Genomic DNA, 24,178 nt, shown 5'->3' on the forward strand with positions numbered 1-24,178 from the left:
ATCATAGAAAGAAAAACGCCCCGCATTAACGAGGCGTTTTTTAGCTGAGCGGAAGATTAAGCGACCTTCGCCGCCAGCTCCGTTTCAGGACGTTTGAGGAAGGCGTAGGACAGGCCCGCCACCAGCGTACCGGCGACAATCGCCAGCAGGTAACCCAGCACCGGAGTAATCGCGCCAGGGATCAGCAGGACAAACAGGCCGCCGTGCGGGGCCATCAGTTTCGCGCCAACCGCCATGGACAGCGCCCCCGTCAGCGCCCCGCCGATGATGCAGCAAGGCAGCACGCGCATCGGATCACGGGCGGCAAACGGAATCGCCCCTTCGGTAATAAAGCACAGCCCGAGCACCAGCGCCGCTTTGCCCCCTTCCTGCTGCGCCTTATCAAACTTACGGCGAGCCACCAGCGTAGCCAGGCCCAGCGCCAGCGGTGGTACCATGCCCGCGGCCATGATCGCCGCCATTGGTGCGTAGGTCTGGGTACTGAGCAAGCCGACGCCAAAAGCGTAAGCCGCTTTGTTCACCGGGCCGCCCATATCGGTACACATCATGCCACCCAGAATCGCGCCCAGCAGAACCGCGTTCGCGGTGCCCATGGTTTGCAGCCAGTGGGTCAGGCCCGCCAGGATTTTAGCCACCGGGGTGCCAATCAGGTAGATCATTGCCAGGCCAACAACCAGGCTTGAGAACAGCGGAATGATCAGGATCGGCTTCAGTGCTTCCATGCTTGGTGGCAGCTTCAGCTTCGAGCTAATCAGCTTCGCGATATAACCCGCCAGGAAACCGGCGATGATGCCGCCGATAAAGCCCGAACCGGTGCTAACGGCCAGCATGCCGCCGATAAGACCCGGCGTCAGGCCAGGACGGTCCGCAATCGAGAAGGCAATATACCCCGCCAGAACCGGGACCATCAGCGCAAACGCAGAGCCACCACCAATTTGCATCAGCGCCGCGGCAAGCGTACCAGGTTCCTTAAAGGCAGTGATACCGAAGGCAAAGGAGAGCGCAATACACAGGCCGCCCGCAACCACCATCGGCAGCATGTAAGACACCCCCGTCAGCAGATGGCGATACGCCCCGGCGCTTTCTTTTTTGCCGGATTCCTGAGCCGCGCTGGCTTTACCTGCGGCTTCGTAAGGTTTGGCCTCGACCAGCGCCTTATCCAGCTCCTGAGCCGTTTTCTTCAGCGCCAGGCCTGTAGACGTGCGGTACATCGGCTTCCCGGCAAATTTAGCCAGATCCACTTCAATATCCGCCGCCACAATCACCAGATCCGCCTCGGCCACTTCTTCAGGGGTAATCGCGTTCCCTGCGCCAACGGAACCACGGGTTTCAACCTTCACCCACCAGCCGCGTTTTTTCGCTTCGGTTTCGATGGCTTCCGCCGCCATAAAAGTGTGCGCCACGCCGGTCGGGCAGGCCGTGACGGCGACGATACGCTTCGGCCCTTTTGCTGGGGCGGTTGCAACAGCTGTCGGGGCGGTGTACGTATGAGCCTTACCTTTCGCTTCGTTCAGGAACAATTCCGGGTGCTGCACCGCGCGATCGATATCGCCCAGGAACACCTTTTTGCCGTTCAGTGAAGTATCAGCGGGAATGGCGTTGCCAACGACAATCGCCAGTTCGGCATCGTTCGGGTTATCAATAATGTCGAGGTGCGCTTTTGGCGCTGCGGCACCGAGCAGCGTCTTCGCGAGATACGCGCGCGCCTGCCCAAGTCCCGGTTCAATAATTAACAGCGTTTTCATTGCCTGTCTCCTGCTGTCAGTGGAAAGGTTTCAGGTCGACACGAGCCATCATGGCGGCCAGCTGTGTACGATCGGTAATGCCTACGTTGCTCTGGCTGACGGCCAGGGCCGCAACGGCGGTAGCAAGGCGCAGCGTGTGTTCGCTGGACTCGCGCATCAGCAGGCCATAAATCAGGCCGCCAACCATGGAATCTCCTGCGCCAACGGTACTAACAACTTCACAGGTGGGTGGTTTGGCAATCCATTCCCCTGAAGCGTTAACCCACAGCGCGCCTTCCGCGCCTAGAGAAATCACCACATGCGCAATCCCCTGCTCACGGAGCGCATGCGCCGCCTCAATCACATCCTTCAATTCAGGCAGCTTGCGACCGGCCCAAATTTCCAGCTCGCGACGGTTCGGTTTGACCAGCCACGGTGCCGCCTTCAAACCGGCAACCAGCGCTTCGCGGCTGCTGTCGAAAATGATGCACGGACACTGGCTGCGCAAACGGGTCATCCAGTCCGTGAACGCTTCCGGGGAAACGCCCGCAGGCAGGCTGCCGCTGACGCAAACCATGTCGAACTGGCCCAGCCAGCTCAGGGAGTCCGCCACAAAGCGTTCCCAGTCCGCGCCGGTGACTTCAAACCCGGAAAAGTTCAGGTCGGTGACTTCCCCGTCTTTTTCGGTCAACTTAACGTTGATGCGGGTACGGCCCTGTACGACCTGGAAGCGGTTGGCGATTCCCAACTCGCTAAACAGCTGCTGGAAGCCGTCCTGGTTGTCTTTGCCGAGGAATCCGCCTACGGTCACGTCGATGCCGAGATCTTTCAGTACTTTAGCGACGTTGATGCCCTTGCCAGCCGCATGCAGACCGGTGGTGCGCACCAGGTTTACTTCTCCACGCTCGATTTCCGGGCAAAAGCCCACCAGGTCATAGGCCGGGTTCAGGGTGATCGTTGCTACACGTCTGGTCATTACGCGCCCTCCCCCAGTCCTTCAGAGATGGCTTCGCCAATCGCTTTCAGCGCCTGTTCAGCATCTTCACCCTGCGCGGTAAAGCGCAGCCGGTGGCCTTTTTTCACACCCAGAGCAACAACTTTCATCAGGCTACGTCCATTTGCCGGTTTCCCGGTTCCATCAAGGTTTGTCACGGTAATTTCGCTATTGAATTGTTTTATGGTGTTAACCAGCGCCGTACCCGGCCGGGCGTGCAGGCCGTGTTCATTACGCACGGTAAACTCGGCGCTCAGCGCTTCTTCTGCCGGGGCATCATCGCTGGTCAGCAGCGTCAGCAACGCCGGCGCATCTGCGGTTAAAAGCTTGTCGGCACGGTTGCCAATCAGCATGTCGCTCAGGCGGTTCAGCACCTGCAAGGGCTGGTCGTCGGCCACAGCGACGGTCATCAGGAGAGAAACCGGGTTTCCATCCGCTTCAAAACTGGCCGCCGGACGGCTGACAGCAACCGCGCTGGCCAGGTTGCCTGCCGCGCTGTCATTCAGCCAGATACCCTGACCGAGATACAGTGGATTACCGGCAATCACGTTGCTGACGAAAGCGGCATCAACCGCACCCGCCTGCTTCAGGCGGCCCGCGTTCAGCGCCTGCAGCGTCATCAAATCGCTGGCCTCGACGTTCAGCGCCAGCAGGCTGTTGTCCAGCAGCAGCGCGCTGCTTTGCTTCTCGCCCATCAGCAGCGCCCGGAGTTCTTCCGCGCTGGTGGCGGATTTCAGCTGTGCAGCCACTTCGTCGTCACTCAGCACATGCGTCAACTGGCGCAGCAGGCCAAGGTGTTCGTCGGAACTGGCCGCAATACCGATCGCCACGTAAGCGGTCTGCCCTTCGCCCCACTCCACGCCCTGCGGGAACTGAAAAACCTGAACGCCGGTTTTCAGCACCAGATCGCGCGTGTCGGTGGTGCCGTGCGGGATAGCAATCCCGTTGCCTAAATAAGTGGTGGTTTGCTGCTCACGCGCCAGCATACCGTTGACGTAGCCTTCACCGACGTTGCCTGCCTGCACAAGGGCGGCGGCAACCTGGCGGATAGCGTCTTCTTTGCTCCCGGCAGCTTTGCCCGGGTGAATATCCTGCACAGATAACTGGAACATAGATCGCCTCTCTCGCTGAATTGAAACGATTCAGCTAGCTTGAGAAAAAATGCGCCATCTCGAGCTGCGGGATGCAAAAAGATGACGCTGAAACGTTTCAAGGAGTGTTGCGCTAATGCTGCATGACACGCAACATTTCTCGCATTTCTGTTTGCGAAATTTAGAGCTTCAGCACATTTTCAGTTTAGCAGGCCGAGTGTTCAGCACACTGGCAACAGTTTACAACCCGGCATCAGCAAATTTCAGCTTTGGCAACGTATCGCCAAAGCGGCCTTCGCTTCCTGGATAATTTGTGCGAGTTCCCGCGCAGGACTTAAGGGTAAATCTGTCTATTTAGGGGTAACGAGGGTACACTCCGCGCATTCTTTTTCCTGCCGTCCAAAAGTATGCAAAACGCTCCCGTTACCGCCGCCCGTAAGCCTCTGGACTTCACCTCAACCGCGTTTCTGATTGTGGCTTTTTTGACCGGCATCGCCGGGGCACTACAAACCCCAACGCTAAGCCTGTTTTTAACCGATGAAGTCCACGTTCGCCCTGCGCTGGTCGGCTTTTTCTTCACCGGCAGCGCGGTGATTGGCATTCTGGTGAGCCAGTTTTTAGCCGGGCGCTCCGACCGCAAAGGCGACCGGAAAACGCTGATTTTTGCCTGCTGCCTGCTCGGTGCGCTGGGCTGCATCCTGTTCGCCTGGAACCGTAACTACTTTATTTTGCTGTTCGTCGGGGTGTTTCTAAGCAGCTTCGGCTCCACCGCCAACCCGCAGATGTTTGCGCTTGCCCGCGAGCATGCCGACAGCACCGGGCGTGAAGCGGTGATGTTCAGCTCTATCCTCCGCGCACAGGTGTCTCTTGCCTGGGTGATTGGGCCGCCAATTGCCTACGCGCTGGCGATGGGGTTTGGCTTCAAGGTGATGTACCTAAGTGCGGCGTTTGCCTTTGTGATTTGCGGCGCGATGGTGTGGCTCTTTTTGCCGTCCATGCGCAAAGAACCGGTGGCAAAAGCAGAAGCCCGGCTCGAGTCACCGCGTCGCAACCGCCGCGACGCCCTGCTCCTGTTCGCCGCCTGTACCATGATGTGGGGCTGTAACAGCCTCTATATCATCAATATGCCGCTTTACATCATCAATGAGTTACACCTCCCGGAGAAGCTCGCCGGGATCATGATGGGCACCGCAGCCGGGTTGGAAATCCCGACCATGCTGATTGCGGGCTACTACGCCAAACGCTTCGGTAAGCGCTTCCTGATGCGCTTTGCCGTTGCCGCCGGGTTGCTTTTCTATGTCGGAATGGTAACGCTGACCAATGAATATATGCTGCTGGGGCTGCAGCTGCTCAACGCTATCTTTATCGGGATTCTGGCCGGGATCGGCATGACCTATTTTCAGGATCTTATGCCTGGTCAGGCAGGGGCCGCCACCACGCTGTATACCAACACCACGCGCGTAGGGTGGATCATTGCCGGTTCGCTCGCCGGCGTGGTGGCCGAGATCTGGAACTATCACAGCGTCTTTTTCATCGCACTGGGGATGATAGCCGTCAGTATTTATTGCATGGCCCAAATCAAAGATATTTAAGGTGCCGTCGCGGCTTCAAGGTGGATCAGGTAGGCCATTGCCTGCTGGCGTGAGGTACCGCACATCTCTCTGGCAGGCTGGAGGCCGCCGCAGACTTTAGGCCGCAAAGGCGATCCAAACAGCTTGCAGCGCAGGCGTTCGTCCAGCTGAATACAGGGCGTGTTGGCGGGCTTCCCCTCCGGCATACCGGGGATAGGCGTTGATATAGAAGGCGCAGTACAGCAAGCGCCGCAGTCAGGACGACAATCCATTTACGTTTCCACCGGCGTCAAAAGGTGCGTGACAATAGCAGACCCACTGCCTGCGTCAATCTAACAATTCATTTAACATCATTCCTTCTTTCAGGATACACTTGCGCCACAACGACTACGGATCGGTAACGTTTTGTCACGGCGCAATCACTTTCACCGAACAGCCTGCTGGCTGGCGCTGCTTGCCGTTGCCATGCTGTTTATTGCACCGGTAATTTCAAAATCGCTGATGCACCATTCAGCCTGCGAACACAGCAGCATGATGATGACAATGGACATGTCTGACATGGGCCATCACATGCCTGTGCCCGAACCGTGCCCTCAGGCGTCAATGCCGCACAATATGCTGATGTCCGGCCCGGGCATGTCGCCGGGAGAAGAAATCGCCTGCGGCTATTGCCAGCTGCTGATCCACCTGCCTTTTATTGAATTCTGCCTCACCGTTTTACTGCTGTTATTGTTGATTTGCGTGCGCCGGACGCCGGTGATCGCACTCTGCTGCGCGGCGATTTCTCGCCCCTGGTCACCTCACCCGGCCCGCGCCCCGCCCTCTGCTGCCTGTTACTTCGCTTAAAACACCAATAATTAACCGCGTAATGCCGCAGGCGACGCTGAAGCGTTGTCTCGAGCTGTTCTTTTTATAAAGAGCGGCAACGTTACGCCTGAAGGACAGTAAGGCAATGATGAAAACACATTTAAAGCCGCTGGTATCCTGGATACTGCTGGCTATCACTTCTCCCGCAGCCATCGCGGCGGGTTCGCATGACACGATGACTATGCCGGACGATGCCGTGATGATCGTCACCTCTCCGGCATCATCACCGCTGGAAGTTGTGACGTCCCCTAAAACGCCGCGTCAGCCCGTGCCAGCCAGCGACGGATCTGACTACCTGAAAACCATCCCCGGTTTCTCGCAAATCCGCAATGGCGGCACCAACGGCGACCCGGTTTTTCGCGGCATGTTCGGTTCTCGCCTGCGTATCCTGACCAATAATGGTGAAATGCCGGGGGCCTGTCCGGCCAGAATGGATGCCCCAAGTTCATATATTTCACCGGAGAGCTTTGATCTGCTGACGCTGATTAAAGGGCCGGAAAGCGTGCTATGGGGGCCGGGTAACTCCGCGGGAACCGTCCGCTTCGACAGGGAACCGCCGCGCTTTGATAAAGCGGGCATCCAGGGCACGGCCAGCCTGCTCACAGCGTCCAACCAGCGCTGGGACAGCAATGCAGACGTCAGTCTGGGGAGTGAGGACGGCTATTTACGCCTGATCGGCAATAAGTCCCACTCCGCCGATTACGAAGACGGCAGCGGCAACCGGGTGGCCTCAAAGTGGGATAAATGGAACGCCGATGTTGCGCTGGGCTGGACGCCCAACAAAGACACATTGCTGGAGCTAACGGCGGGTAAAGGCAACGGTGAAGCCCGCTACGCGGGCCGCAGTATGGACGGCTCCCAGTTCAGGCGCGACAGCCTCGGGGCGCGCTTTGAAATGTCGAACATCGGCGAGGTGTTCAACAAGTTTGAAAGCAGCGTCTACTACAACTACGCCAATCATATTATGGACAACTATTCCCTCCGCTCGCCGGGAACAATGTCCAGCGGCATGTCCGGCGGGCATATGGCCTCCTCGATGGGCATGGATATGGGCAGTTCGATGGACATGGGTTCATCCATGAGCATGAATATGCCAATGGCGATGCAGCTCGATCGCCGCACGGTTGGCGGGCGCATGATGGGCACGTGGCTGTGGTCTGACTACGAACTGCGCAGCGGTATCGACGGGCAGCAAAGCACCCATCGCAGCAAACAGGGCGCCGGCTGGAAGCAGGATGCCCGTTTCCAGGACGCAGGTATCTTTAGCGAACTGACCTGGAATGCCACCGACAGCAGCAAAGTTATCGGCGGCGCGCGCCTCGATCGAACTCGCGTCAATAATGATACGGACGCAGGTGCCAGCGTGCGGAGCAAAACGCTACCGGCAGGTTTTGTGCGCTACGAACAAACGCTGAGCGATATCCCCGTCATGCTGTACGCTGGCGTGGGCTACACCGAGCGCTTCCCGGATTACTGGGAGCTGTTTTCCCCCACCTACGGGCCGGACGGCACTAAAAATGTCTTCGATAAGCTGAAAACGGAAAAAACGACACAGCTGGATATTGGCGCCCAGTACAGCGGGGAGCGCTTCAACAGCTGGGTTTCCGCCTACCTTGGCCGGGTGAATGATTTTATTCTCTTCCGCTATGACCCCAGGAACGCCCGCGTCAGTCAGGCAGATAACGTGGACGCCACCATTATGGGAGGCGAAATGGGCATGAGCTACGCGCTGACCGAAGCCTGGAAAGCGGACGCAAGCCTGGCGTATGCCTGGGGGCAAAACACCAGTGACCATCAGCCGCTGCCGCAAATAGCCCCGCTGGAAACACGCTTCGGCCTGACCTGGGAGCGAGGAGACTGGAGCAGCACCGGCCTGCTGCGGCTGGTCAGCGGCCAGCATCGCGTGGCGCTGAATGAGGGTAACGTGGTCGGGAAAGACTTCGATAAAAGCAGCAGCTTTGCGATTTTTTCCGCCAACGCGGCTTACCGTCTAAGCAAAGCCATCAAGCTCAGCGCAGGGGTCGATAATCTGTTGAACAAAACCTACAGCGAACACTTGAACCTGGCGGGCAACAGCAGCTTTGGCTATTCGTCCAATACCCCGGTCAATGAACCAGGCCGGACGGTCTGGGGCAAAGTGAACGTCACGTTTTAATTACCTGGCCCCGGTTGTCGGGGCCATTACGCTTAATCATTTCCCAGCCAGGAGGCTGATATGCTTGCAAAACTTCGTACGCCGGAAGGTAAAAAGTTCCTTATCGCGGTTGCCATCGTTTTCACTATTGTCGTGTCGCTTATTTCGAAGGTGACCTTTGAAGGCGTGGAAGAGCAGTACAACTGGCCAATGGAACAGTGGACGCTGGACATGTTTATCATGCAGGGCGCGTGGGTCACTATCTACACGATCATGTTCACTATTCTATGTTCGCTGCCGTTTGCTTTCTATTTCTTAGCGCCTAAGGATGGCCGCGGCTAAGGCGCGTTAAGCCACCGGCGTGTCGGCAAAGCAGGATGTTGTCGGCACGTTTGCCTTAAGCCCCTTACTTTTGTGCTTCTTTATTAAATCCACTTGCCTGAAACGCGCCTCACGAGTACTTTGACGCAATATTTTCGCATCTCAATTTTTGACAGGAAACACCGATGGCAAGAGCTAACGAAATCAAAAAAGGCATGGTACTCAATTACAACGGCAAGCTGCTGATTGTTAAAGACATTGATATCCAGGCTCCCAGCGCACGCGGCGCAGCAACCCTGTACAAGATGCGTTTCTCCGATGTTCGCACCGGGCAGAAAGTGGAAGAGCGCTTCAAAGGTGATGATATCGTTGACACCATCACCCTGACCCGCCGCTTCGTTGACTTCTCCTATATCGACGGCAACGAATACGTGTTCATGGATAAAGAAGATTACACGCCGTACATCTTCACCAAAGACCAGATCGAAGAAGAGCTGCAGTTCATTCCCGAAGGCGGTATGCCGGACATGCAGGTTCTGACCTGGGACGGCCAGCTGCTGGCGCTGGAGCTGCCGCAGACCGTGGATCTGGAAATCATCGAAACGGCTCCGGGCATCAAAGGCGCTTCCGCCAGCTCTCGTACCAAGCCAGCAACGCTGTCCACCGGCCTGGTGATTCAGGTGCCGGAATACATGGTTGCCGGGGAAAAAATCCGCATTCATATCGCAGAAAAACGCTCTATGGGCCGCGCAGACTAATAATAAATGACGCTCCTTCGGGAGCGTTTTTTTTGTTCTCACAACCAAAGTTATTATACCAATTACATCATCCTGCTTTATTATCAGACCTACATCACACAAAAGCGATTAACTAAACAGACCAATTTTATTTCCTGTCATACAGCTTTACACTGCATAGATTCCCACCTCCCTACACAGGATGCGACTCTATGGATACCCTTGCCACTGCTTCACTTCCGGATACCGTTCAACGGCCAAACTACGACCGCCGCGCGCTGAAAACCCGTATCGTGCATTTTGGGTTTGGCGCTTTCCACCGTGCGCATCAGGCCCTGCTCACCGATCGGGTGCTCAACAAACTGGGCGGCGACTGGGGGATCTGTGAGATCAGCCTGTTTAACGGTGATAAGCTGATGCACGATCTCAGGCAACAGGATCATCTTTTCACGGTGCTGGAAAAAGGGGCGGCGGGAAACCAGGCGCGGGTCATCGGTGCCGTGAAAGAATGCCTGAATGCGAGGCTGGATGGCATGGAAGCCATCATAGAGAAGTTTTGTGAACCGCAGGTCGCCATTGTCTCCCTGACCGTGACCGAAAAAGGCTACTGCATCGATCCCGCCAGCGGAAAACTTGATCCCACCAATGAGCGGATTATTCACGATCTGGCGTCGCCGGAGTCTCCGCATTCCGTACCAGGAATACTTGTGGAGGCGCTAAGCCGTCGCCGTGAGCGTGGGCTTAGCCCCTTTACGATCTTATCCTGCGATAACATTCCTGATAACGGGCACCTGGTTCGCCAGGCCGTTCTGGGTATGGCCGCGAGTCGAAGCGCCGGGCTGACAGAATGGATTGCCAAAGAAGTCACCTTCCCCAGCACCATGGTCGACCGCATTGTTCCGGCAGCCACGGAGGAATCGCTGCAGGAAATTGCGGAAATACTGGGCGTACAAGACCCCTGCGCCATTGCCGCCGAGCCGTTTATTCAGTGGGTCGTCGAAGATAATTTCGTCGCCGGACGCCCGGAATGGGAAGCCGTCGGGGTGGAAATGGTTGACGATGTGGTGCCCTACGAGCAGATGAAGCTGCGGATGCTCAACGGCAGCCACTCATTTATGGCTTATCTCGGCTACCTCGCCGGTTACCCGCATATTAATGATTGTATGGCTGACGAACATTTTGCCCGTGCAGCAAAGCACCTGATGCTGCAGGAGCAGGCGGTGACGCTGAACATTCGGGGCATCGACCTGAATCAGTACGCCGCCAGCCTGCTCGAGCGGTTCGCAAATCCGGCGCTGAAGCACCGAACCTGGCAAATAGCCATGGACGGCAGTCAGAAGCTTCCTCAGCGCTGGCTGGAAAGCGTGCGCTGGCATCTGGCAAACGGGAGCAGTTGGCCATGCCTGGCGCTCGGGATCGCAGGCTGGATGCGCTACGTTAGCGGCCTCGACGAACAGGGTCATGCGATTGACGTTCGCGATCCGCTCCAGGGCAAAATCCAGATGCTGGTGAGCGACAGCGGCGAAAACGAACGCGTCAGCGCCCTCATCTGCCTGAACGAAATTTTTGGTGATGACCTGCCCAAAAACGAAAAATTTGTCGAAAACGTGCGGCAAGCCTGGCAGCAACTCATCCGCCTGGGCGCACGCGGCGCGGTCGAAAACTTGCGCTTAAGTTAACAATCAATGCGCTTAACGTGGTCTTACCGTGCGGTAAGCCGCGTTAAGGCTTCTCTTTTCTCCGGGTTGTCGTCAGGATAGTCAGCGTAAATAATGAATAATCACTGATAGATTGACGTGGTTTGCAGGCAGTAAACCCCCGGAGTCACCGTGACAAAAACGAATTTAATTACCGGCTTTCTGGGCAGCGGTAAAACCACCACCATTTTGCACTTACTGGCCAACAAGCCCGCCGATGAAAAATGGGCGGTGCTGGTCAATGAATTTGGCGAAGTGGGGATTGATGGCGCCCTGCTGGCAGATAGCGGCGCGCTGCTGAAAGAGATCCCTGGCGGCTGTATGTGCTGCGTTAACGGCCTGCCGATGCAGGTCGGCCTCAATACGCTGCTGCGCCAGGGCAAGCCCGACCGCCTGCTGATTGAACCTACCGGCCTTGGCCACCCAAAACAAATCCTGGACATGCTCACCGCCGACGTATATCAGCCGTGGATTAACCTGCGGGCCACGCTTTGCCTGCTCGACTCGCGCCAGCTTCTGGATGAAAAAGCCCTGAATAATGATAACTTCCGCGATCAGCTTGCGGCGGCGGACATCATTGTAGCCAACAAGCAAGATCGCGCCACGCCGGAAAGCCAGGCTGCTTTAGCGCGCTGGTATCAAAACAATGGCGACAGCCGCGAACTTATGCACGTAGAAAAAGGGGCCGTCAGCATTGCGCTTCTCGACAAACCAAGACAGAACCAACGCGAGCTGCCGCAAAGCCCTGAGCACCAGCATGCCCAATCGGTTCCTCATGGTCTTGCTGCGCTGAGCCTGCCGGGGCATCAGCGCTGGCGCCGGAGCGTGAACAGTGGGCAGGGTTATTACGCCTGTGGCTGGATTTTCGATGAAGAAACCGTGTTCGACACCATTGGCCTGTTGGAGTGGGCACGTCTTGCCCCGGTTGAGCGAGTCAAAGGCGTGTTGCGTATTCCCGAAGGCCTGGTACGTATCAACCGCCAGTGCAACGACCTGCATATTGAAACGCAACCCTCGCCGCCGCTGGACAGCCGCATCGAATTGATTCACCCGGCTCAGCCCGACTGGAACGTCCTGCAAGCCAGCCTGTTGAGCTTACGTTTAAGTTAGCGCGTCTACCTTCGCGCCCCCAGAATGAGATTTAGAAGCTGTATCATGATTAATCGCCTCCCTCTTATCCTGCTGCTGAACCTCCTGGGCATTGCCCTGTTCTTTAGCTGGTACCTGCCAGAGAACCATGGATTTTGGTTCAACATTGACGCCACGCTGTTCCATTTCTTTAATAATGAATTGGTTAAAAGCCATACCTTTTTAACGCTGATTGCCATCACCAATAACCGGGCCTTCGACGGCATTTCGCTGCTGGCGATGGGCGCGCTGTTTTCCTGGTTCTGGCTGCATGAAGACGCCGCTGGCCGCCGCCGCCTGGTGCTGATGGGCGTGGTGATGCTGCTGTGCGCCGTGGTCATCAACCAGCTCGGCCACCTTATCCCGGTGGTGCACGCCAGCCCTACGCTGTACTTTAAAGACATTCATCGCGTCAGCGAACTGCTGCACTTCCCGACGAAAGACGCCTCGAGCGATAGCTTCCCTGGCGATCACGGCCTGATGCTGCTTATCTTCACCGGTTTTATGCTGCGTTATTTCGGCCCACGAGCGTTTCTTATTGCCCTCGCGATCTTCTTTATCTTCTCTTCGCCAAGAATAATGATAGGCGCACACTGGTTTACCGATGTCTACGTCGGGTCAGTCTCTATTGCTCTGGTTGGCCTGCCCTGGGTGCTATTAACCCCAGTCAGCGACCGGTTAATTTCTATACTGAACCGCACTGTTCCGGGAAAATATAAAGCGTCCCGCTGACGGTTAATAAGTGATGAAGATAGTCACCGAACAGAGGCCCACCCGGGCCTCTGTTTATTTTTTCAGCATCATGACAGCCAGATGAATATTTACTCATACAAAATCCGCTTCAATTTGAATGACCTGACGATAAAATCAGCAGCATTGCCGATCATTTGTTCGAAATAACCTTTCGCGACGAATCATCACAATTTCTTATAAAAATAAGAATAAAAACGCTCGCATAGCCTGGTTTTATCGGGTAGTCTCGGGAAAGTTTGCTCTACGGCTGATCTATTTGTGCTGTGAATAAAAGTGTGCGATGTTCCACATTTTTGTGCATGAATAATTGTCTCGTGGCTTTTAGGTAATTAGTCTCGTCACGTTGGTATTTTTGTATAACGAATTATTCGTTAAGGACATCAAGGGAAAACAAACAAAATGGTCAAATCTCAGCCTATTTTGAGATACATCTTGCGGGCGATACCCGCGATTGCGGTGGCAGTTATGCTTTCCGCCTGTAGTTCGACTAACACAGCAAATATGCATTCTGAGACGCATGCAGTCGGTGAAAAAGATGGTTTTTTACTGCAAGCCTCTCAGGATGAATTCGAAGAGATGGTTCGTAATGTTGACGTGAAGTCACGCATTATGGAGCAATACGCGAGCTGGAAAGGTGTACGCTACCGTCTTGGCGGCAGCAGCAGAGCTGGTATTGATTGTTCTGCCTTTGTGCAGCGCACTTTCCAGGAACAGTTTGGTTTAACCCTGCCTCGCTCAACGTCTGAGCAGCAGGAGTCCGGTAAATCTGTCTCGCGTAACAAGTTACGCACCGGTGATTTAGTGCTGTTCCGTGCAGGCTCAACTGGCCGTCACGTAGGCATCTACATTGGCAATAACCAATTTGTACATGCTTCCACCAGCAGCGGCGTTGTGATCTCCAGCATGGACGAGCCTTACTGGAAGAAGCGTTACAACGAAGCGCGCCGGGTGCTAAGCCGCAGCTAACGCCGCCACAAGATATGTTTTGTTGAGAGTTATTCCCTTGGCTACTCAGCAAAGCCACCAACGTTAAAAACGCTGCCAATGCAGCGTTTTTTTATGCCTAAAATTCAGACGGTTACTCTTTCCTCTTAAAATTGAAAGATGAAATAGTTACCTTGTGAAACAAGTTAAACAATTTCCTGGTTATGGGTTATAGTCAGAAAAAAGCACAAAACAAACGATGATTCGCTTGCCCCTGCGGGACTCATAATTCCATGTCTTATAGAAATATTTTTTCACGCTACTTTAGCACCCCAAAGCAGATAGTCGCGTTTAGCCTGCTAATGGGATTATTTGCCGCATTATTTATCGGTGGGCTAACCAGCCTGGCGCTCCATTCAAAGCGTGAGTCCGCCTATAACCTCCTCTCTCGCGACATCAGTAACTACCTGGATACCTTTTTTAAAGAACTTCACGCCACCGCCGAGGGTATCCAGCCTTTAACCATGAACGAGTGTGAAAGGGTCAGCGGCGAACTGACTTCTCGTGCGGCTTTTAATCCTAACGTACGAGCCTTTTTGCTGGTGCGTAACGGCATTGCCTACTGTTCTTCCGCCACCGGCAACATGGAAATGTCGATGGATGCGCTGGAACCCGAGATCAATATCAATAAAACCGTCGACCTGGCGATTATGAACGGCACGCCAATGATGCCGGGCAAGCCGGTGATTGCCGCCTGGTTTCTTAACCCGCTGGCCTCGGGGCGCGGCGTTTTTACCACCCTAAACGTCAATCTTACGCCCTACCTGGTTTTCACCTCCCGTCAGCAGGACATCAGCTCCATGGCCCTGGTGGTGGGAAACAAGGCGCTCACGTCCTATTCACCGGACGTGATAAATACCGATGAGCTTCCCCCCTCGCCCACCAGAATCTCAGTCCTTAATGGTTACCCGATTAAACTCTACATTTATGGTACACCGTGGCCGCTGGAGGATATTCAACTGGCCATTCTGGCCGGGCTATTATCCGGCCTGCTGAGCGTCGCGCTGTGCGGTTACTTTCTGTCGGTCAAGGTACGGGCGGGGAAAGAAATTCTTACCGGCATCAAGCGGGGGCAGTTTTTTGTTGTTTACCAGCCCGTGGTCGACTCACAGGCTCTGCAGATGCGTGGCATAGAGGTGCTGATGCGCTGGGAGCACCCAACGGCGGGTATGATCCCCCCGGATGCGTTTATCGGCTTTGCCGAAGCTCAGCAGTTGATTGTGCCCCTCACGCGCCATTTGTTTGAATTGATTGCCCGGGACGCGCCAACGCTGCAAAAAGTTCTGCCCGCCGGGGCCAAGCTCGGCGTGAACCTCGCCCCAAGCCACCTTCACTCCCCGACGTTTAAGCAGGACATTCAGGCCTTCGCCGCGTCACTGCCGCCGCACCATTTCCAGTTAGTGTTTGAGATAACCGAACGCGACATGCTGAAAGAAAAAGAGGCGATGGGCATTTTCGCCTGGCTGCACGAGCAGGGATTTGAAATTGCGGTGGATGACTTCGGCACCGGCCACAGCGCCCTGATTTACCTCGAGCGTTTTACTCTGGATTATCTGAAAATTGACCGCGGCTTCGTCAACTCTATCGGTATGGAAACGGTGACCGCGCCGGTGCTGGACGCCGTGCTGACGCTGGCTCAGCGCCTGAATATGAACACGGTAGCGGAAGGGGTAGAAACGCCGGAGCAGGCGAAATGGCTTATCGAACGCGGCTGTAACTTCCTGCAGGGGTATTACTTCAGCCGCCCTCTGACCTTAAGCCAGCTTGTCAGTTGGAATCCTTCCCACACGCTTTATGACGAATTGAAAGACTGACAGGCATTGCGCAATCTTCACTGGCTAACTTATGATTAACCATCATGGGTTTACCGGGCGCGGCAGCGTGACGCCTGCGCTTTCCCACCCACCGGGCAAGGAATGAAGATGACAAAAGCTGTACGTGCACTGATGCTGCTTTGCCTGAGCACCTTTTCCCTTACGCCACGCGCCGCAGAGATAAACGAAAGCTACTCTTTTGCCGTCCTGGGCGAACCTAAATATGCCGTCAACTTCACGCAGTTCGATTACGTCAATCCCGCAGCCCCCAAGGGCGGCAATATCACGCTCTCGGCCATTGGCACTTTTGATAACTTCAACCGCTTTGCCATGCGGGGTAATCCGGGCGTTCGCACCGACACGCTGTATGACACCCTGTTCACCACTTCCGATGACGAACCCGGCAGCTATTATCCTTTGATTGCCGAGATGGCCCGCTACCCGTCCAACTTTGCCTGGGCGGAAGTGTCCATTAACCCGCGCGCCCGCTTTCAGGACGGCAGTCCGATTACCGCCGAGGATGTCGCCTTCACCTTCAATAAATTCATGACGGAAGGCGTGCCGCAGTTCCGCCTGATTTACAAAGGGGCAACGGTACGCGCCATTGCGCCGCTCACCGTGCGTATTGAGCTTGCCACACCAAGCAAAGACCGGATGCTGGGCCTGTTTTCGCTCCCGGTGTTCCCAGAGAAGTTCTGGAAGGATCATAAGCTGAGCGACCCGCTCTCTACCCCACCGCTTTCCAGCGGGCCCTATAAAATCACCGACTGGAAAATGGGGCAATACATTACCTATTCGCGGGTGCGGGATTACTGGGCGGCAAATCTGCCGGTAAACCGCGGGCGCTGGAACTTTAATACCATCCGCTACGACTATTATCTCGATGATGACGTGGCTTTTGAGGCGTTCAAGGCCGGGGCATTTGATTATCGCACTGAAGTCTCTGCCAAAAACTGGGCCACGCGCTACATCGGGAAAAACTTCAGCAACCATTACATCGTCAAGGATGAGCAGAAAAACGAATCCGCCCAAGACACCCGCTGGCTGGCGTTTAACATCCAGCGCCCCCTTTTCAGCGACCGCCGGGTAAGGGAAGCCATCGGCCTGGCCTTTGATTTCGAATGGATGAACAAGGCGCTGTTTTATGGCGCATACAGCCGGGCCAACAGCTATTTCCAGAATACGGAATACGCCGCTCGCGGTTACCCGGACGCCGACGAACTGATGCTGCTGGCGCCGATGAAAAAGGATCTCCCGCCGGAGGTCTTCACCTCAATCTATAACCCGCCGAAATCAGACGGACGCGGGTTTGACCGGGAAAATCTGCTCAAGGCGCTCAGCCTGCTTAAAGACGCGGGCTGGGCGTTAAAAGACCAGAAGCTGGTGAATGTCAGCACCGGCCAGCCGTTTGTGTTCGAACTGCTGACCGGCACGGCCGGCAACACGCAATGGATCCTCCCCTTCCAGCGCAATTTGCAGCGCCTGGGCATCACCATGAATATCCGCCAGGTCGATAACTCGCAGCTTTCAAGCCGCCTGCGCAGCCGCGACTACGACATGATGCCAAGTTTATACCGCGCAATGCCTTACCCAAGCCCGGATTTGCAAATTATCTGGGCCTCGGAGTACATCAATTCCAGCTATAACGCGCCAGGGGTACAAAGCCCGGTGGTCGACAAGCTCATTGAGATGATTATCGCCAACCAGGGCGACAAGAAAAAACTACTGCCGCTGGGCCGTGCCCTTGACCGCGTGCTGACCTGGAACAACTACATGCTGCCGATGTGGTATATGTCGGCCGACCGCCTGGCCTGGTGGAATAAGTTCTCCCGCCCCGCCATTCATCCGCTCTACAGCACCGGATTTGATAACTGGTGGTATGACGTCAACAAAGCGGCGAAGCTGCCCGCCGACCGGCGTCAGGGGGAATAACGTGGGCGCTTATATTCTGCGGCGTTTGCTGCTTATCATTCCCACGCTGTGGGCAATCATCACCATCAACTTTTTCATCGTGCAGATTGCCCCTGGTGGGCCGGTGGATCAGGCCATTGCCGCAATACAAATGGGCCACACAACCGGCATGCCGGGCATGAGCAACGACGCTATGGGCAGCGGTCATGCCCGAACGGGCGTGGGTGACGCCACCAGCAGCCAGTATCGTGGGGGCCGCGGACTTGACCCGGAAGTCATTGCCGATATTGTGCATCGCTACGGGTTCGACAAACCGCTACACGAGCGCTATTTCACTATGCTCGGCGACTACTTGCGTTTCGACTTTGGCAACAGCCTGTTCCGTAGCTCCTCGGTGATTAAGCTGATAAAAGACAGCCTCCCCGTTTCCATTTCCATCGGACTGTGGAGCACGCTGATTATTTATCTGGTGTCGATTCCGCTGGGGATCCGTAAGGCGGTCAGCAATGGCAGCAGCTTTGATATCTGGAGCAGCATTTTCATTATTATCGGCTACGCCATTCCGGCATTTTTGTTTGCCATCCTGCTGATTGTGCTGTTTGCCGGCGGGACTTATCTCGACTGGTTCCCGCTGCGAGGACTAACGTCGGCCAATTTTGACGCCCTGCCCTGGTACAGCAAAATAACTGACTATCTGTGGCACATCACGCTGCCGGTGCTGGCGACGGTTATCGGCGGCTTTGCCACGTTAACCATGCTGACGAAAAACTCCTTTCTCGATGAAATTCGCAAGCAATACGTGGTGACGGCGCGAGCCAAAGGGCTGGATGAGAAAAAAATTCTGTATCGCCACGTCTTTCGTAACGCGATGCTGCTGGTGATTGCCGGTTTCCCGGCGACGTTTATCAGCATGTTCTTTACCGGCTCGCTGCTGATTGAGGTGATGTTCTCCCTTAACGGGCTGGGCCTGTTGGGCTACGAAGCCACAATTTCCCGCGACTACCCGGTGATTTTCGGCACCCTTTATATTTTTAGTCTGATTGGCCTGCTGACCAACATCATCAGCGATGTCACCTACACGCTGGTCGACCCCCGTATCGATTTTGAGGGACGCGGATGAGCCGATTAAGCCCGGTAAACCAGGCGCGCTGGGCGCGCTTTCGTCAGAACCGTCGCGGCTACTGGTCGCTGTGGATCTTTGCGCTGATTTTTGTCCTGAGCATGGGCGCTGAGCTGGTCGCCAATGAGCGCCCGCTGGTGGTGAACTACGAGGGCAAACTCTGGTTCCCGGCGCTGAAAAACTACAGCGAAAGTGATTTTGGCGGCCCGCTCTCAACCCCTGCGGACTACCAGGATCCCTGGCTAACGGAACGCCTGAATGAAAAAGGCTGGGTCCTCTGGGCGCCGATCCGTTTTAGTAGCAACACCATCAACTACGCCAGCAATGTCCCTTTTCCTTCCCCGCCCAGCGCGCAAAACTGGCTTGGCACCGACGCCAACGGCAGCGATGTGCTGGCGAGGATCCTCTACGGCACGCGCATTTCCGTGCTCTTCGGCCTGTTACTGACCTTTTTCTCCAGCATCATTGGCGTGCTGGCCGGGGCGGTGCAGGGCTATTACGGCGGACGCATTGATCTGTGGGGGCAACGGTTGATTGAAGTCTGGTCCGGCATGCCGACGCTGTTTTTGATCATCATGCTCTCCAGCGTGGTACAGCCCAATTTTTGGTGGCTGCTGGGTATCACCGTTTTGTTTGGCTGGATGGGGCTGGTGGGCGTTGTGCGGGCGGAATTTTTACGCACCCGCAACTTCGACTATATTCGCGCGGCGCGGGCGATGGGCGTCAGCGACTGGTCAATCATGACCCGGCATATGCTGCCCAACGCCATGGTGGCTACCCTGACCTTCCTGCCGTTCATTCTGTGCGCGTCGATAACGACATTAACCTCGCTCGATTTCCTCGGTTTTGGTCTGCCGCTGGGCTCGCCCTCGCTGGGGGAACTGGTGTTACAGGGCAAAAACAACCTTCAGGCTCCCTGGCTGGGCATCTCCGCGTTCTTATCTCTGGCCATTTTACTCTCCCTGTTAATTTTTATTGGCGAAGCGGTTCGTGACGCCTTTGATCCGGCTAAGGCGCGCTGACCATGACCACTCCGCTTCTCGCTATCAACGATCTTTCTATTGCTTTCCAGCAGGGCAAAAATCTGCGGCAGGTGGTGGACTCGGTTTCGCTTCGGGTGGAAGCGGGTGAAACCCTTGCGCTGGTCGGCGAGTCTGGCTCAGGCAAGAGCGTGACGGCGCTTTCAGTGCTGCGCCTGCTGCCGTCTCCGCCGGTGGTTTATCCCTCCGGGGAAATTTTGTTTCACGGCAAAGACCTGCTAAACGCACCGGAAAAGACGCTGCGTGGCGTGCGCGGCAACAAAATCGCAATGATATTTCAGGAACCGATGGTGTCGCTGAATCCTTTGCACACCCTCGAAAAACAGCTGTATGAAGTGCTCTCTCTCCACCGGGGAATGCGGCCTGAACCTGCTCGCGCGGAGATCCTCACCTGCCTCGATCGCGTGGGCATTCGCAACCCTGCGACCCGGCTCCAGGACTACCCTCACCTGCTGTCCGGCGGCGAACGCCAGCGCGTAATGATTGCGATGGCGCTGCTGACTCGCCCTGAATTGCTGATTGCCGATGAGCCGACGACGGCGCTGGATGTTTCGGTTCAGGCGCAGATCCTGCAGCTGCTGCAAGAGCTGAAGCAGGAACTGAATATGGGCCTGCTGTTTATCACCCACAACCTGAGTATCGTGAAAAAGCTGGCGGACAACGTGGCGGTGATGCGTCACGGCAAATGCGTGGAGCAACAGCCCACCACCGATCTGTTCAGTCATCCACAGCATCCCTATACCCAACAGCTGCTGAACGCTGAACCGTCCGGCGACCCGGTGCCGCTGGCAGCAGACGTTATTCCCCTGCTCAAAGTTGAGGATCTGCAGGTGGCGTTTCCCATTCGCCGGGGCCTGCTGAAAAGAACGGTGGGACACCACTACGGGCTTAAAAATCTTAGCTTTGAACTGCGGCCAGGGGAAAGCCTCGGGCTGGTTGGGGAATCAGGATCGGGCAAAAGCACCACCGGCCTGGCGCTGCTGCGATTGATTCATTCCACGGGCACTATTTGGTTTGACGGCCAGCCGCTCCACCAGCTCAACCGTAAGCAGCTGCTGCCGCTGCGCCGCCAGGTGCAGGTGGTGTTCCAGGATCCTAATTCGGCACTGAATCCACGCCTGGATGTGCTGCAAATTGTAGAGGAAGGCCTGCGGGTGCATCATCCGGCGTTAAACGCCGCAGAACGTAAGGCCAAAGTGGTTCAGGCGCTGGAAGAGGTCGGGCTGCAGGCGGATATGCTCCACCGCTACCCGGCTGAGTTTTCCGGTGGCCAGCGCCAGCGCATTGCTATCGCCAGAGCGTTGATTTTGCAGCCGCGGCTTATCGTGTTGGATGAACCGACCTCTTCGCTCGATCGCTCGGTTCAGGCTCAGATTCTGACGCTGCTAAAATCTCTGCAGGAAAAACACCGCCTGGCTTATATCTTCATCAGCCATGATTTACAGGTAGTGAAAGCACTTTGCCATCAGATGGTGGTACTGCGTCAGGGAGAAGTGGTCGAACAGGGAGACTGCAGGCAGATCTTTAGCGCCCCACAAAGCGACTACACGCGTCAGCTTCTGGCGCTCGCCTGAGATTCAGAAAGGGTTATGGCTGGAAAAAGATTCAGCGATAGCAACGCCCACGTTTTTCAGGCGACAGGTTGCCGCCAGCTCGTCCTGCAGGTTAACGAACAGGCACGGCTCGCCTTCACACTCCACGACGGAGCTGTCCACTTCAATATCGCTTAATGCCTGGCTGAGCGTATCCATGATTGGCCACGCCTTTTCCCCGTCCGGGCTAAGCAGCTTCAGGCCAATCAGGCAATCGTCATCCTGTTGCGCATTTTGCGGAATCGGTTCAACTCTGGAGCCTGCAAAACCCGTCAACCAGCGGTAGCTCTGCGGCAAACGATGCACGATGGACAGTTGTATGGTGTTCAATTTCATTTCCCCGGAAGTTCCAATCGGCAATTTATCTCAAACTCTTTACACAAAGGTTAACACAATGTTGATAAATTGCGTTTAAACGAGCATTAAAACGGCTCACATCTCATGTAGAGATTTCAAAACTAACGCTTTATTTTTGTGCTATGGCACGCGTTTCGGCGCTATATGTATCGCTTTCTGAGATCTAACTCAACCTTTTTAACTACAAAGTTGTGACTTTTTACAGTTGAGCCTTTTACATATGCGAAACATATATCCTATATCAACAGAGATTATACGGGAATTTTCAGGAAGAGTACGGGCGTTTCTGAACAGAAACGCCCGCAGTTTTCAGGTTTTCGAGTGGCGGGCTTTGCTGGCGTAGAAGTAGAACAGCACGGAGGCCGTCGCACAAATAGCAATGGACCAGATCATCGGCCACGCGGTGTTAAAGGTGGCCACCGAGAGCAGCGCCCCGGTTAACGCGCCAATGCCAAAGCGGAATGTTCCGGCCAGCGAAGACGCCGTGCCGGCCATATGCGGGAATTCATCCAGAATGACCGCCATCGCATTGGATGATACCAGCGACACGCAGCTGATAAACACCGCCACGCCAAGCACCATCGCCCAGAAGCCAAAATCCAGCTGGCTGCTGACCACCAGCCATACCGCCATAGCAAACTGAATGCATAGCCCGGTACGGAACATGTTGATCGCCCCAACCCGACGCACAAAGCGGCTGTTGATCATGGTCATGAAGAACAGAAACACAACGTTCAGCGCAAAGTAGTAGCCAAAGTGCTGCGGTGATACATGGTTTAATTCGATGTAGACGAACGGCCCGGCGCTGAGGAACGAGAACATCCCGGCAAAGCTGAAGCCGCTGGCCAGCATATAGCTCAGCACCCGCTTATGGCGGAAAAGCGTGGCGAAATTGCCCGCCGTGGTGCGCAGATTAAACTTCTGCCGCATTTCTGGGGCGAGCGTTTCGTGAATAAAGAAGAAAATCATCGCCGATGCAAGCAGCGCGGCGGCGGCCAGAATCCAGAAGATCGTGTGCCAGCTATACCACACCAGCACTGCGCCCCCGATCATTGGCGCTACCAGCGGCGCAATGGTGGTAATCAACATCACGAAGGACATCATCCGGGAGAACTCTTCCTTCGGATAGATATCGCGCATCAGGGCGTTGATCACCACGCTCGCCGCCGCGGCCGCTAGGCCGTGCAGAAAACGCATCCAAATTAGCTGATCGATAGTCTGTGAAAGCGCACAAGCAATTGCCGCCAGCGCGAACACCAGCGTGCCGCCCAGCACCACCGGCTTGCGCCCAAGGCTATCGGCCATCGGCCCGTAGAAGATCTGCCCGATGGCAAAACCCAAAATATAGGTACTGAGGGTCATTTGTGCGCTGCCCGCCGGGACATTAAAGCCCTGGGCTATCATCGGCAGCGCCGGTAAGTACATATCAATGGACAGCGGCATCAGCATCGCCAGCAGGCCAAGGATAACGATAATACCGACAGAAGAGTTCTGTTTACGGCTCAAAAGTGACTCCGGTGATTAGGGCATGCCGACGCTGGCAATTTCCTGTTCGGTTAACGGGCGGTACTCCCCCGGCGCCAGTTCAGCATCCAGGGCGATGTCGCCAATCCGCTCACGGTGCAGGCCAACCACATGATTGCCCACGGCGGCAAACATGCGTTTTACCTGATGGTAACGGCCTTCGCTGATGGTCAGACGCACTTCCGTCGGCGTGATCACTTCCAGCACGGCAGGTTTGGTGAGGTCTTTCTCATTATGCAGTTGAACGCCTTTGGCGAAGTGTTCCGCCGTGCCTTCTTCAACCGGTGATTCCAGCGTCACCAGATAGGTTTTCTCGCAGTGATGGCGTGGAGAGGTAATGCGGTGTGACCACTGGCCGTCGTCCGTCATCAGTACCAGGCCGGTGGTGTCAATATCCAGACGACCTGCAGCATGTAACTTGTGCGCCACCGGCTCGTCGAGGAAGTAAAGCACCGTTGGGTGATCGGGATCGTCGGTAGAACAGACGTACCCCTGCGGCTTGTTCAGCATGAAGTAGCGCGGGCCGTGCTGCTGGGTCAGTGAATTACCGTCAAACGCGACCTGATGTTCCGGCAGCAGTTTAAAAGAGGCGTCGCGCACAACTTCACCGTCAATGGTGACGCGGTTAGCACGGATTTCACGGCCAGAAATAGCACGGCTGATGCCGAGCTGCTGAGAGATAAATTTGTCGAGTCGCATTAGTGTATTGCCTGTTTCATGAAGGTGCCGACAAGTGAGCGTGCGGCAGGGGCTGGAGCCCACATTCAGGTGGAAATTGGTTTGCCTGATAATTAGTTTGCCAGTATAGCGACATCAAAA

At 55.6% G+C, this 24,178-nt stretch carries 21 protein-coding genes; 14 read left to right on the top strand and 7 right to left on the bottom strand.

Annotated elements, in window-relative coordinates; genetic code table 11:
- Nucleotides 1-56: 56 nt before the first annotated feature.
- The 3 genes from fruA to fruB are packed head-to-tail and all read right to left on the bottom strand — an operon-like array spanning nt 57 to nt 3,830.
- Entirely contained in the window at nt 57-1,745 is a 1,689-nt protein-coding gene (gene fruA, locus WFN87_RS01755) for a PTS fructose transporter subunit IIBC (protein ID WP_336981658.1), read from the bottom strand.
- Between the two features lie 16 nt (nt 1,746-1,761).
- The gene (gene fruK / locus WFN87_RS01760) at nt 1,762-2,700 is read right to left on the bottom strand and encodes a 1-phosphofructokinase (RefSeq protein WP_008459923.1); all 939 of its coding nucleotides are present in this window, start codon (nt 2,698-2,700) and stop codon (nt 1,762-1,764) included.
- Nucleotides 2,700-3,830, bottom strand: a complete 1,131-nt coding sequence (gene fruB / locus WFN87_RS01765; RefSeq protein ID WP_008459922.1) for a fused PTS fructose transporter subunit IIA/HPr protein — start codon at nt 3,828-3,830, stop codon at nt 2,700-2,702. The genes fruK and fruB overlap by 1 nt, the downstream gene beginning before the upstream one ends.
- 386 nt (nt 3,831-4,216) lie before the next feature.
- Between fruB and setB the strand changes: the two genes are divergently transcribed.
- The gene (setB, locus tag WFN87_RS01770; protein ID WP_336981661.1) at nt 4,217-5,401 is read left to right on the top strand and encodes a sugar efflux transporter SetB; all 1,185 of its coding nucleotides are present in this window, start codon (nt 4,217-4,219) and stop codon (nt 5,399-5,401) included.
- On the opposite strand, the gene WFN87_RS01775 is transcribed toward setB, so the two are convergent.
- Complete coding sequence (locus WFN87_RS01775) at nt 5,398-5,652, bottom strand: zinc/iron-chelating domain-containing protein (protein ID WP_008459920.1); 255 nt, start codon at nt 5,650-5,652, stop codon at nt 5,398-5,400. The two genes, setB and WFN87_RS01775, sit on opposite strands and share 4 nt — an antisense overlap.
- Nucleotides 5,653-5,785: 133 nt before the next feature.
- Here WFN87_RS01775 and WFN87_RS01780 point away from each other — a divergent pair, with 133 nt between their 5' ends.
- The 13 genes from WFN87_RS01780 (at nt 5,786) to yejF (ending at nt 21,460) form a co-directional block, all read left to right on the top strand.
- Entirely contained in the window at nt 5,786-6,226 is a 441-nt protein-coding gene (locus WFN87_RS01780; RefSeq protein ID WP_166991045.1) for a DUF2946 family protein, read from the top strand.
- 109 nt (nt 6,227-6,335) lie between these two features.
- Nucleotides 6,336-8,402 (top strand): TonB-dependent copper receptor, encoded by a 2,067-nt coding sequence (locus WFN87_RS01785; protein ID WP_336981733.1) that lies wholly within the window; start codon nt 6,336-6,338, stop codon nt 8,400-8,402.
- A gap of 60 nt (nt 8,403-8,462) precedes the next feature.
- On the top strand, nt 8,463-8,723 hold the full coding sequence (locus tag WFN87_RS01790) for a DUF2534 family protein (RefSeq protein WP_008459914.1): 261 nt from the start codon (nt 8,463-8,465) through the stop codon (nt 8,721-8,723).
- Between the two features lie 164 nt (nt 8,724-8,887).
- Nucleotides 8,888-9,460 (top strand): elongation factor P-like protein YeiP, encoded by a 573-nt coding sequence (gene yeiP, locus WFN87_RS01795; RefSeq protein WP_008459912.1) that lies wholly within the window; start codon nt 8,888-8,890, stop codon nt 9,458-9,460.
- Nucleotides 9,461-9,651: 191 nt separating this feature from the next.
- Nucleotides 9,652-11,118, top strand: coding sequence for a mannitol dehydrogenase family protein (locus tag WFN87_RS01800; protein ID WP_336981665.1), 1,467 nt, complete (start codon nt 9,652-9,654; stop codon nt 11,116-11,118).
- 150 nt (nt 11,119-11,268) lie between these two features.
- Nucleotides 11,269-12,246, top strand: coding sequence for a CobW family GTP-binding protein (locus WFN87_RS01805; RefSeq protein WP_336981667.1), 978 nt, complete (start codon nt 11,269-11,271; stop codon nt 12,244-12,246).
- 45 nt (nt 12,247-12,291) lie between these two features.
- Nucleotides 12,292-12,996 carry a phosphatase PAP2 family protein gene (locus WFN87_RS01810; RefSeq protein WP_166991030.1) on the top strand — a complete coding sequence of 235 codons (705 nt, stop codon included), beginning with the start codon at nt 12,292-12,294 and terminating at the stop codon, nt 12,994-12,996.
- Between the two features lie 420 nt (nt 12,997-13,416).
- Nucleotides 13,417-13,983, top strand: coding sequence for a bifunctional murein DD-endopeptidase/murein LD-carboxypeptidase (mepS, locus tag WFN87_RS01815; RefSeq protein WP_039295455.1), 567 nt, complete (start codon nt 13,417-13,419; stop codon nt 13,981-13,983).
- A 251-nt stretch (nt 13,984-14,234) separates the two neighbouring features.
- Entirely contained in the window at nt 14,235-15,815 is a 1,581-nt protein-coding gene (locus WFN87_RS01820) for a cyclic di-GMP phosphodiesterase (RefSeq protein WP_336819224.1), read from the top strand.
- A 132-nt stretch (nt 15,816-15,947) separates the two neighbouring features.
- Complete coding sequence (locus WFN87_RS01825) at nt 15,948-17,747, top strand: extracellular solute-binding protein (protein ID WP_442892741.1); 1,800 nt, start codon at nt 15,948-15,950, stop codon at nt 17,745-17,747.
- A 1-nt stretch (nt 17,748) separates the two neighbouring features.
- Entirely contained in the window at nt 17,749-18,846 is a 1,098-nt protein-coding gene (locus WFN87_RS01830; protein ID WP_166872295.1) for a microcin C ABC transporter permease YejB, read from the top strand.
- Entirely contained in the window at nt 18,843-19,868 is a 1,026-nt protein-coding gene (locus WFN87_RS01835) for a microcin C ABC transporter permease (protein ID WP_166991018.1), read from the top strand. The genes WFN87_RS01830 and WFN87_RS01835 overlap by 4 nt, the downstream gene beginning before the upstream one ends.
- A 2-nt stretch (nt 19,869-19,870) precedes the next feature.
- Nucleotides 19,871-21,460 carry a microcin C ABC transporter ATP-binding protein YejF gene (gene yejF / locus WFN87_RS01840; RefSeq protein WP_336981669.1) on the top strand — a complete coding sequence of 530 codons (1,590 nt, stop codon included), beginning with the start codon at nt 19,871-19,873 and terminating at the stop codon, nt 21,458-21,460.
- Between the two features lie 3 nt (nt 21,461-21,463).
- Here the strand turns inward: yejF and WFN87_RS01845 are convergent, their stop codons facing one another.
- The 3 genes from WFN87_RS01845 to rsuA all read right to left on the bottom strand — a co-directional run bounded on the left by WFN87_RS01845 (nt 21,464) and on the right by rsuA (nt 24,058).
- Nucleotides 21,464-21,808: a YejG family protein gene (locus WFN87_RS01845; protein WP_008459886.1), complete on the bottom strand. Its 345-nt coding sequence runs from the start codon at nt 21,806-21,808 to the stop codon at nt 21,464-21,466.
- A 336-nt stretch (nt 21,809-22,144) separates the two neighbouring features.
- Nucleotides 22,145-23,341 (bottom strand): Bcr/CflA family multidrug efflux MFS transporter, encoded by a 1,197-nt coding sequence (locus tag WFN87_RS01850; RefSeq protein WP_336981671.1) that lies wholly within the window; start codon nt 23,339-23,341, stop codon nt 22,145-22,147.
- A 15-nt stretch (nt 23,342-23,356) separates the two neighbouring features.
- Nucleotides 23,357-24,058: a 16S rRNA pseudouridine(516) synthase RsuA gene (rsuA, locus tag WFN87_RS01855; protein WP_166872284.1), complete on the bottom strand. Its 702-nt coding sequence runs from the start codon at nt 24,056-24,058 to the stop codon at nt 23,357-23,359.
- Nucleotides 24,059-24,178: the final 120 nt, after the last annotated feature.

Source organism: Cedecea sp. AS113, from assembly GCF_037152415.1.
Lineage (GTDB): Bacteria > Pseudomonadota > Gammaproteobacteria > Enterobacterales > Enterobacteriaceae > Cedecea.

Excerpts from the sequence above, each read along its gene's own strand:
- fruA (WP_336981658.1), bottom strand. The coding sequence starts at position 1,745 with ATGAAAACGCTGTTAATTATTGAACCGGGACTTGGGCAGGCGCGCGCG.
- fruK (WP_008459923.1), bottom strand. The coding sequence starts at position 2,700 with ATGACCAGACGTGTAGCAACGATCACCCTGAACCCGGCCTATGACCTG.
- fruB (WP_008459922.1), bottom strand. The coding sequence starts at position 3,830 with ATGTTCCAGTTATCTGTGCAGGATATTCACCCGGGCAAAGCTGCCGGG.
- setB (WP_336981661.1), top strand. The coding sequence starts at position 4,217 with ATGCAAAACGCTCCCGTTACCGCCGCCCGTAAGCCTCTGGACTTCACC.
- WFN87_RS01775 (WP_008459920.1), bottom strand. The coding sequence starts at position 5,652 with ATGGATTGTCGTCCTGACTGCGGCGCTTGCTGTACTGCGCCTTCTATA.
- WFN87_RS01785 (WP_336981733.1), top strand. The coding sequence starts at position 6,336 with ATGAAAACACATTTAAAGCCGCTGGTATCCTGGATACTGCTGGCTATC.
- WFN87_RS01790 (WP_008459914.1), top strand. The coding sequence starts at position 8,463 with ATGCTTGCAAAACTTCGTACGCCGGAAGGTAAAAAGTTCCTTATCGCG.
- yeiP (WP_008459912.1), top strand. The coding sequence starts at position 8,888 with ATGGCAAGAGCTAACGAAATCAAAAAAGGCATGGTACTCAATTACAAC.
- WFN87_RS01800 (WP_336981665.1), top strand. The coding sequence starts at position 9,652 with ATGGATACCCTTGCCACTGCTTCACTTCCGGATACCGTTCAACGGCCA.
- WFN87_RS01810 (WP_166991030.1), top strand. The coding sequence starts at position 12,292 with ATGATTAATCGCCTCCCTCTTATCCTGCTGCTGAACCTCCTGGGCATT.
- mepS (WP_039295455.1), top strand. The coding sequence starts at position 13,417 with ATGGTCAAATCTCAGCCTATTTTGAGATACATCTTGCGGGCGATACCC.
- WFN87_RS01820 (WP_336819224.1), top strand. The coding sequence starts at position 14,235 with ATGTCTTATAGAAATATTTTTTCACGCTACTTTAGCACCCCAAAGCAG.
- WFN87_RS01825 (WP_442892741.1), top strand. The coding sequence starts at position 15,948 with ATGCTGCTTTGCCTGAGCACCTTTTCCCTTACGCCACGCGCCGCAGAG.
- WFN87_RS01835 (WP_166991018.1), top strand. The coding sequence starts at position 18,843 with ATGAGCCGATTAAGCCCGGTAAACCAGGCGCGCTGGGCGCGCTTTCGT.
- yejF (WP_336981669.1), top strand. The coding sequence starts at position 19,871 with ATGACCACTCCGCTTCTCGCTATCAACGATCTTTCTATTGCTTTCCAG.
- rsuA (WP_166872284.1), bottom strand. The coding sequence starts at position 24,058 with ATGCGACTCGACAAATTTATCTCTCAGCAGCTCGGCATCAGCCGTGCT.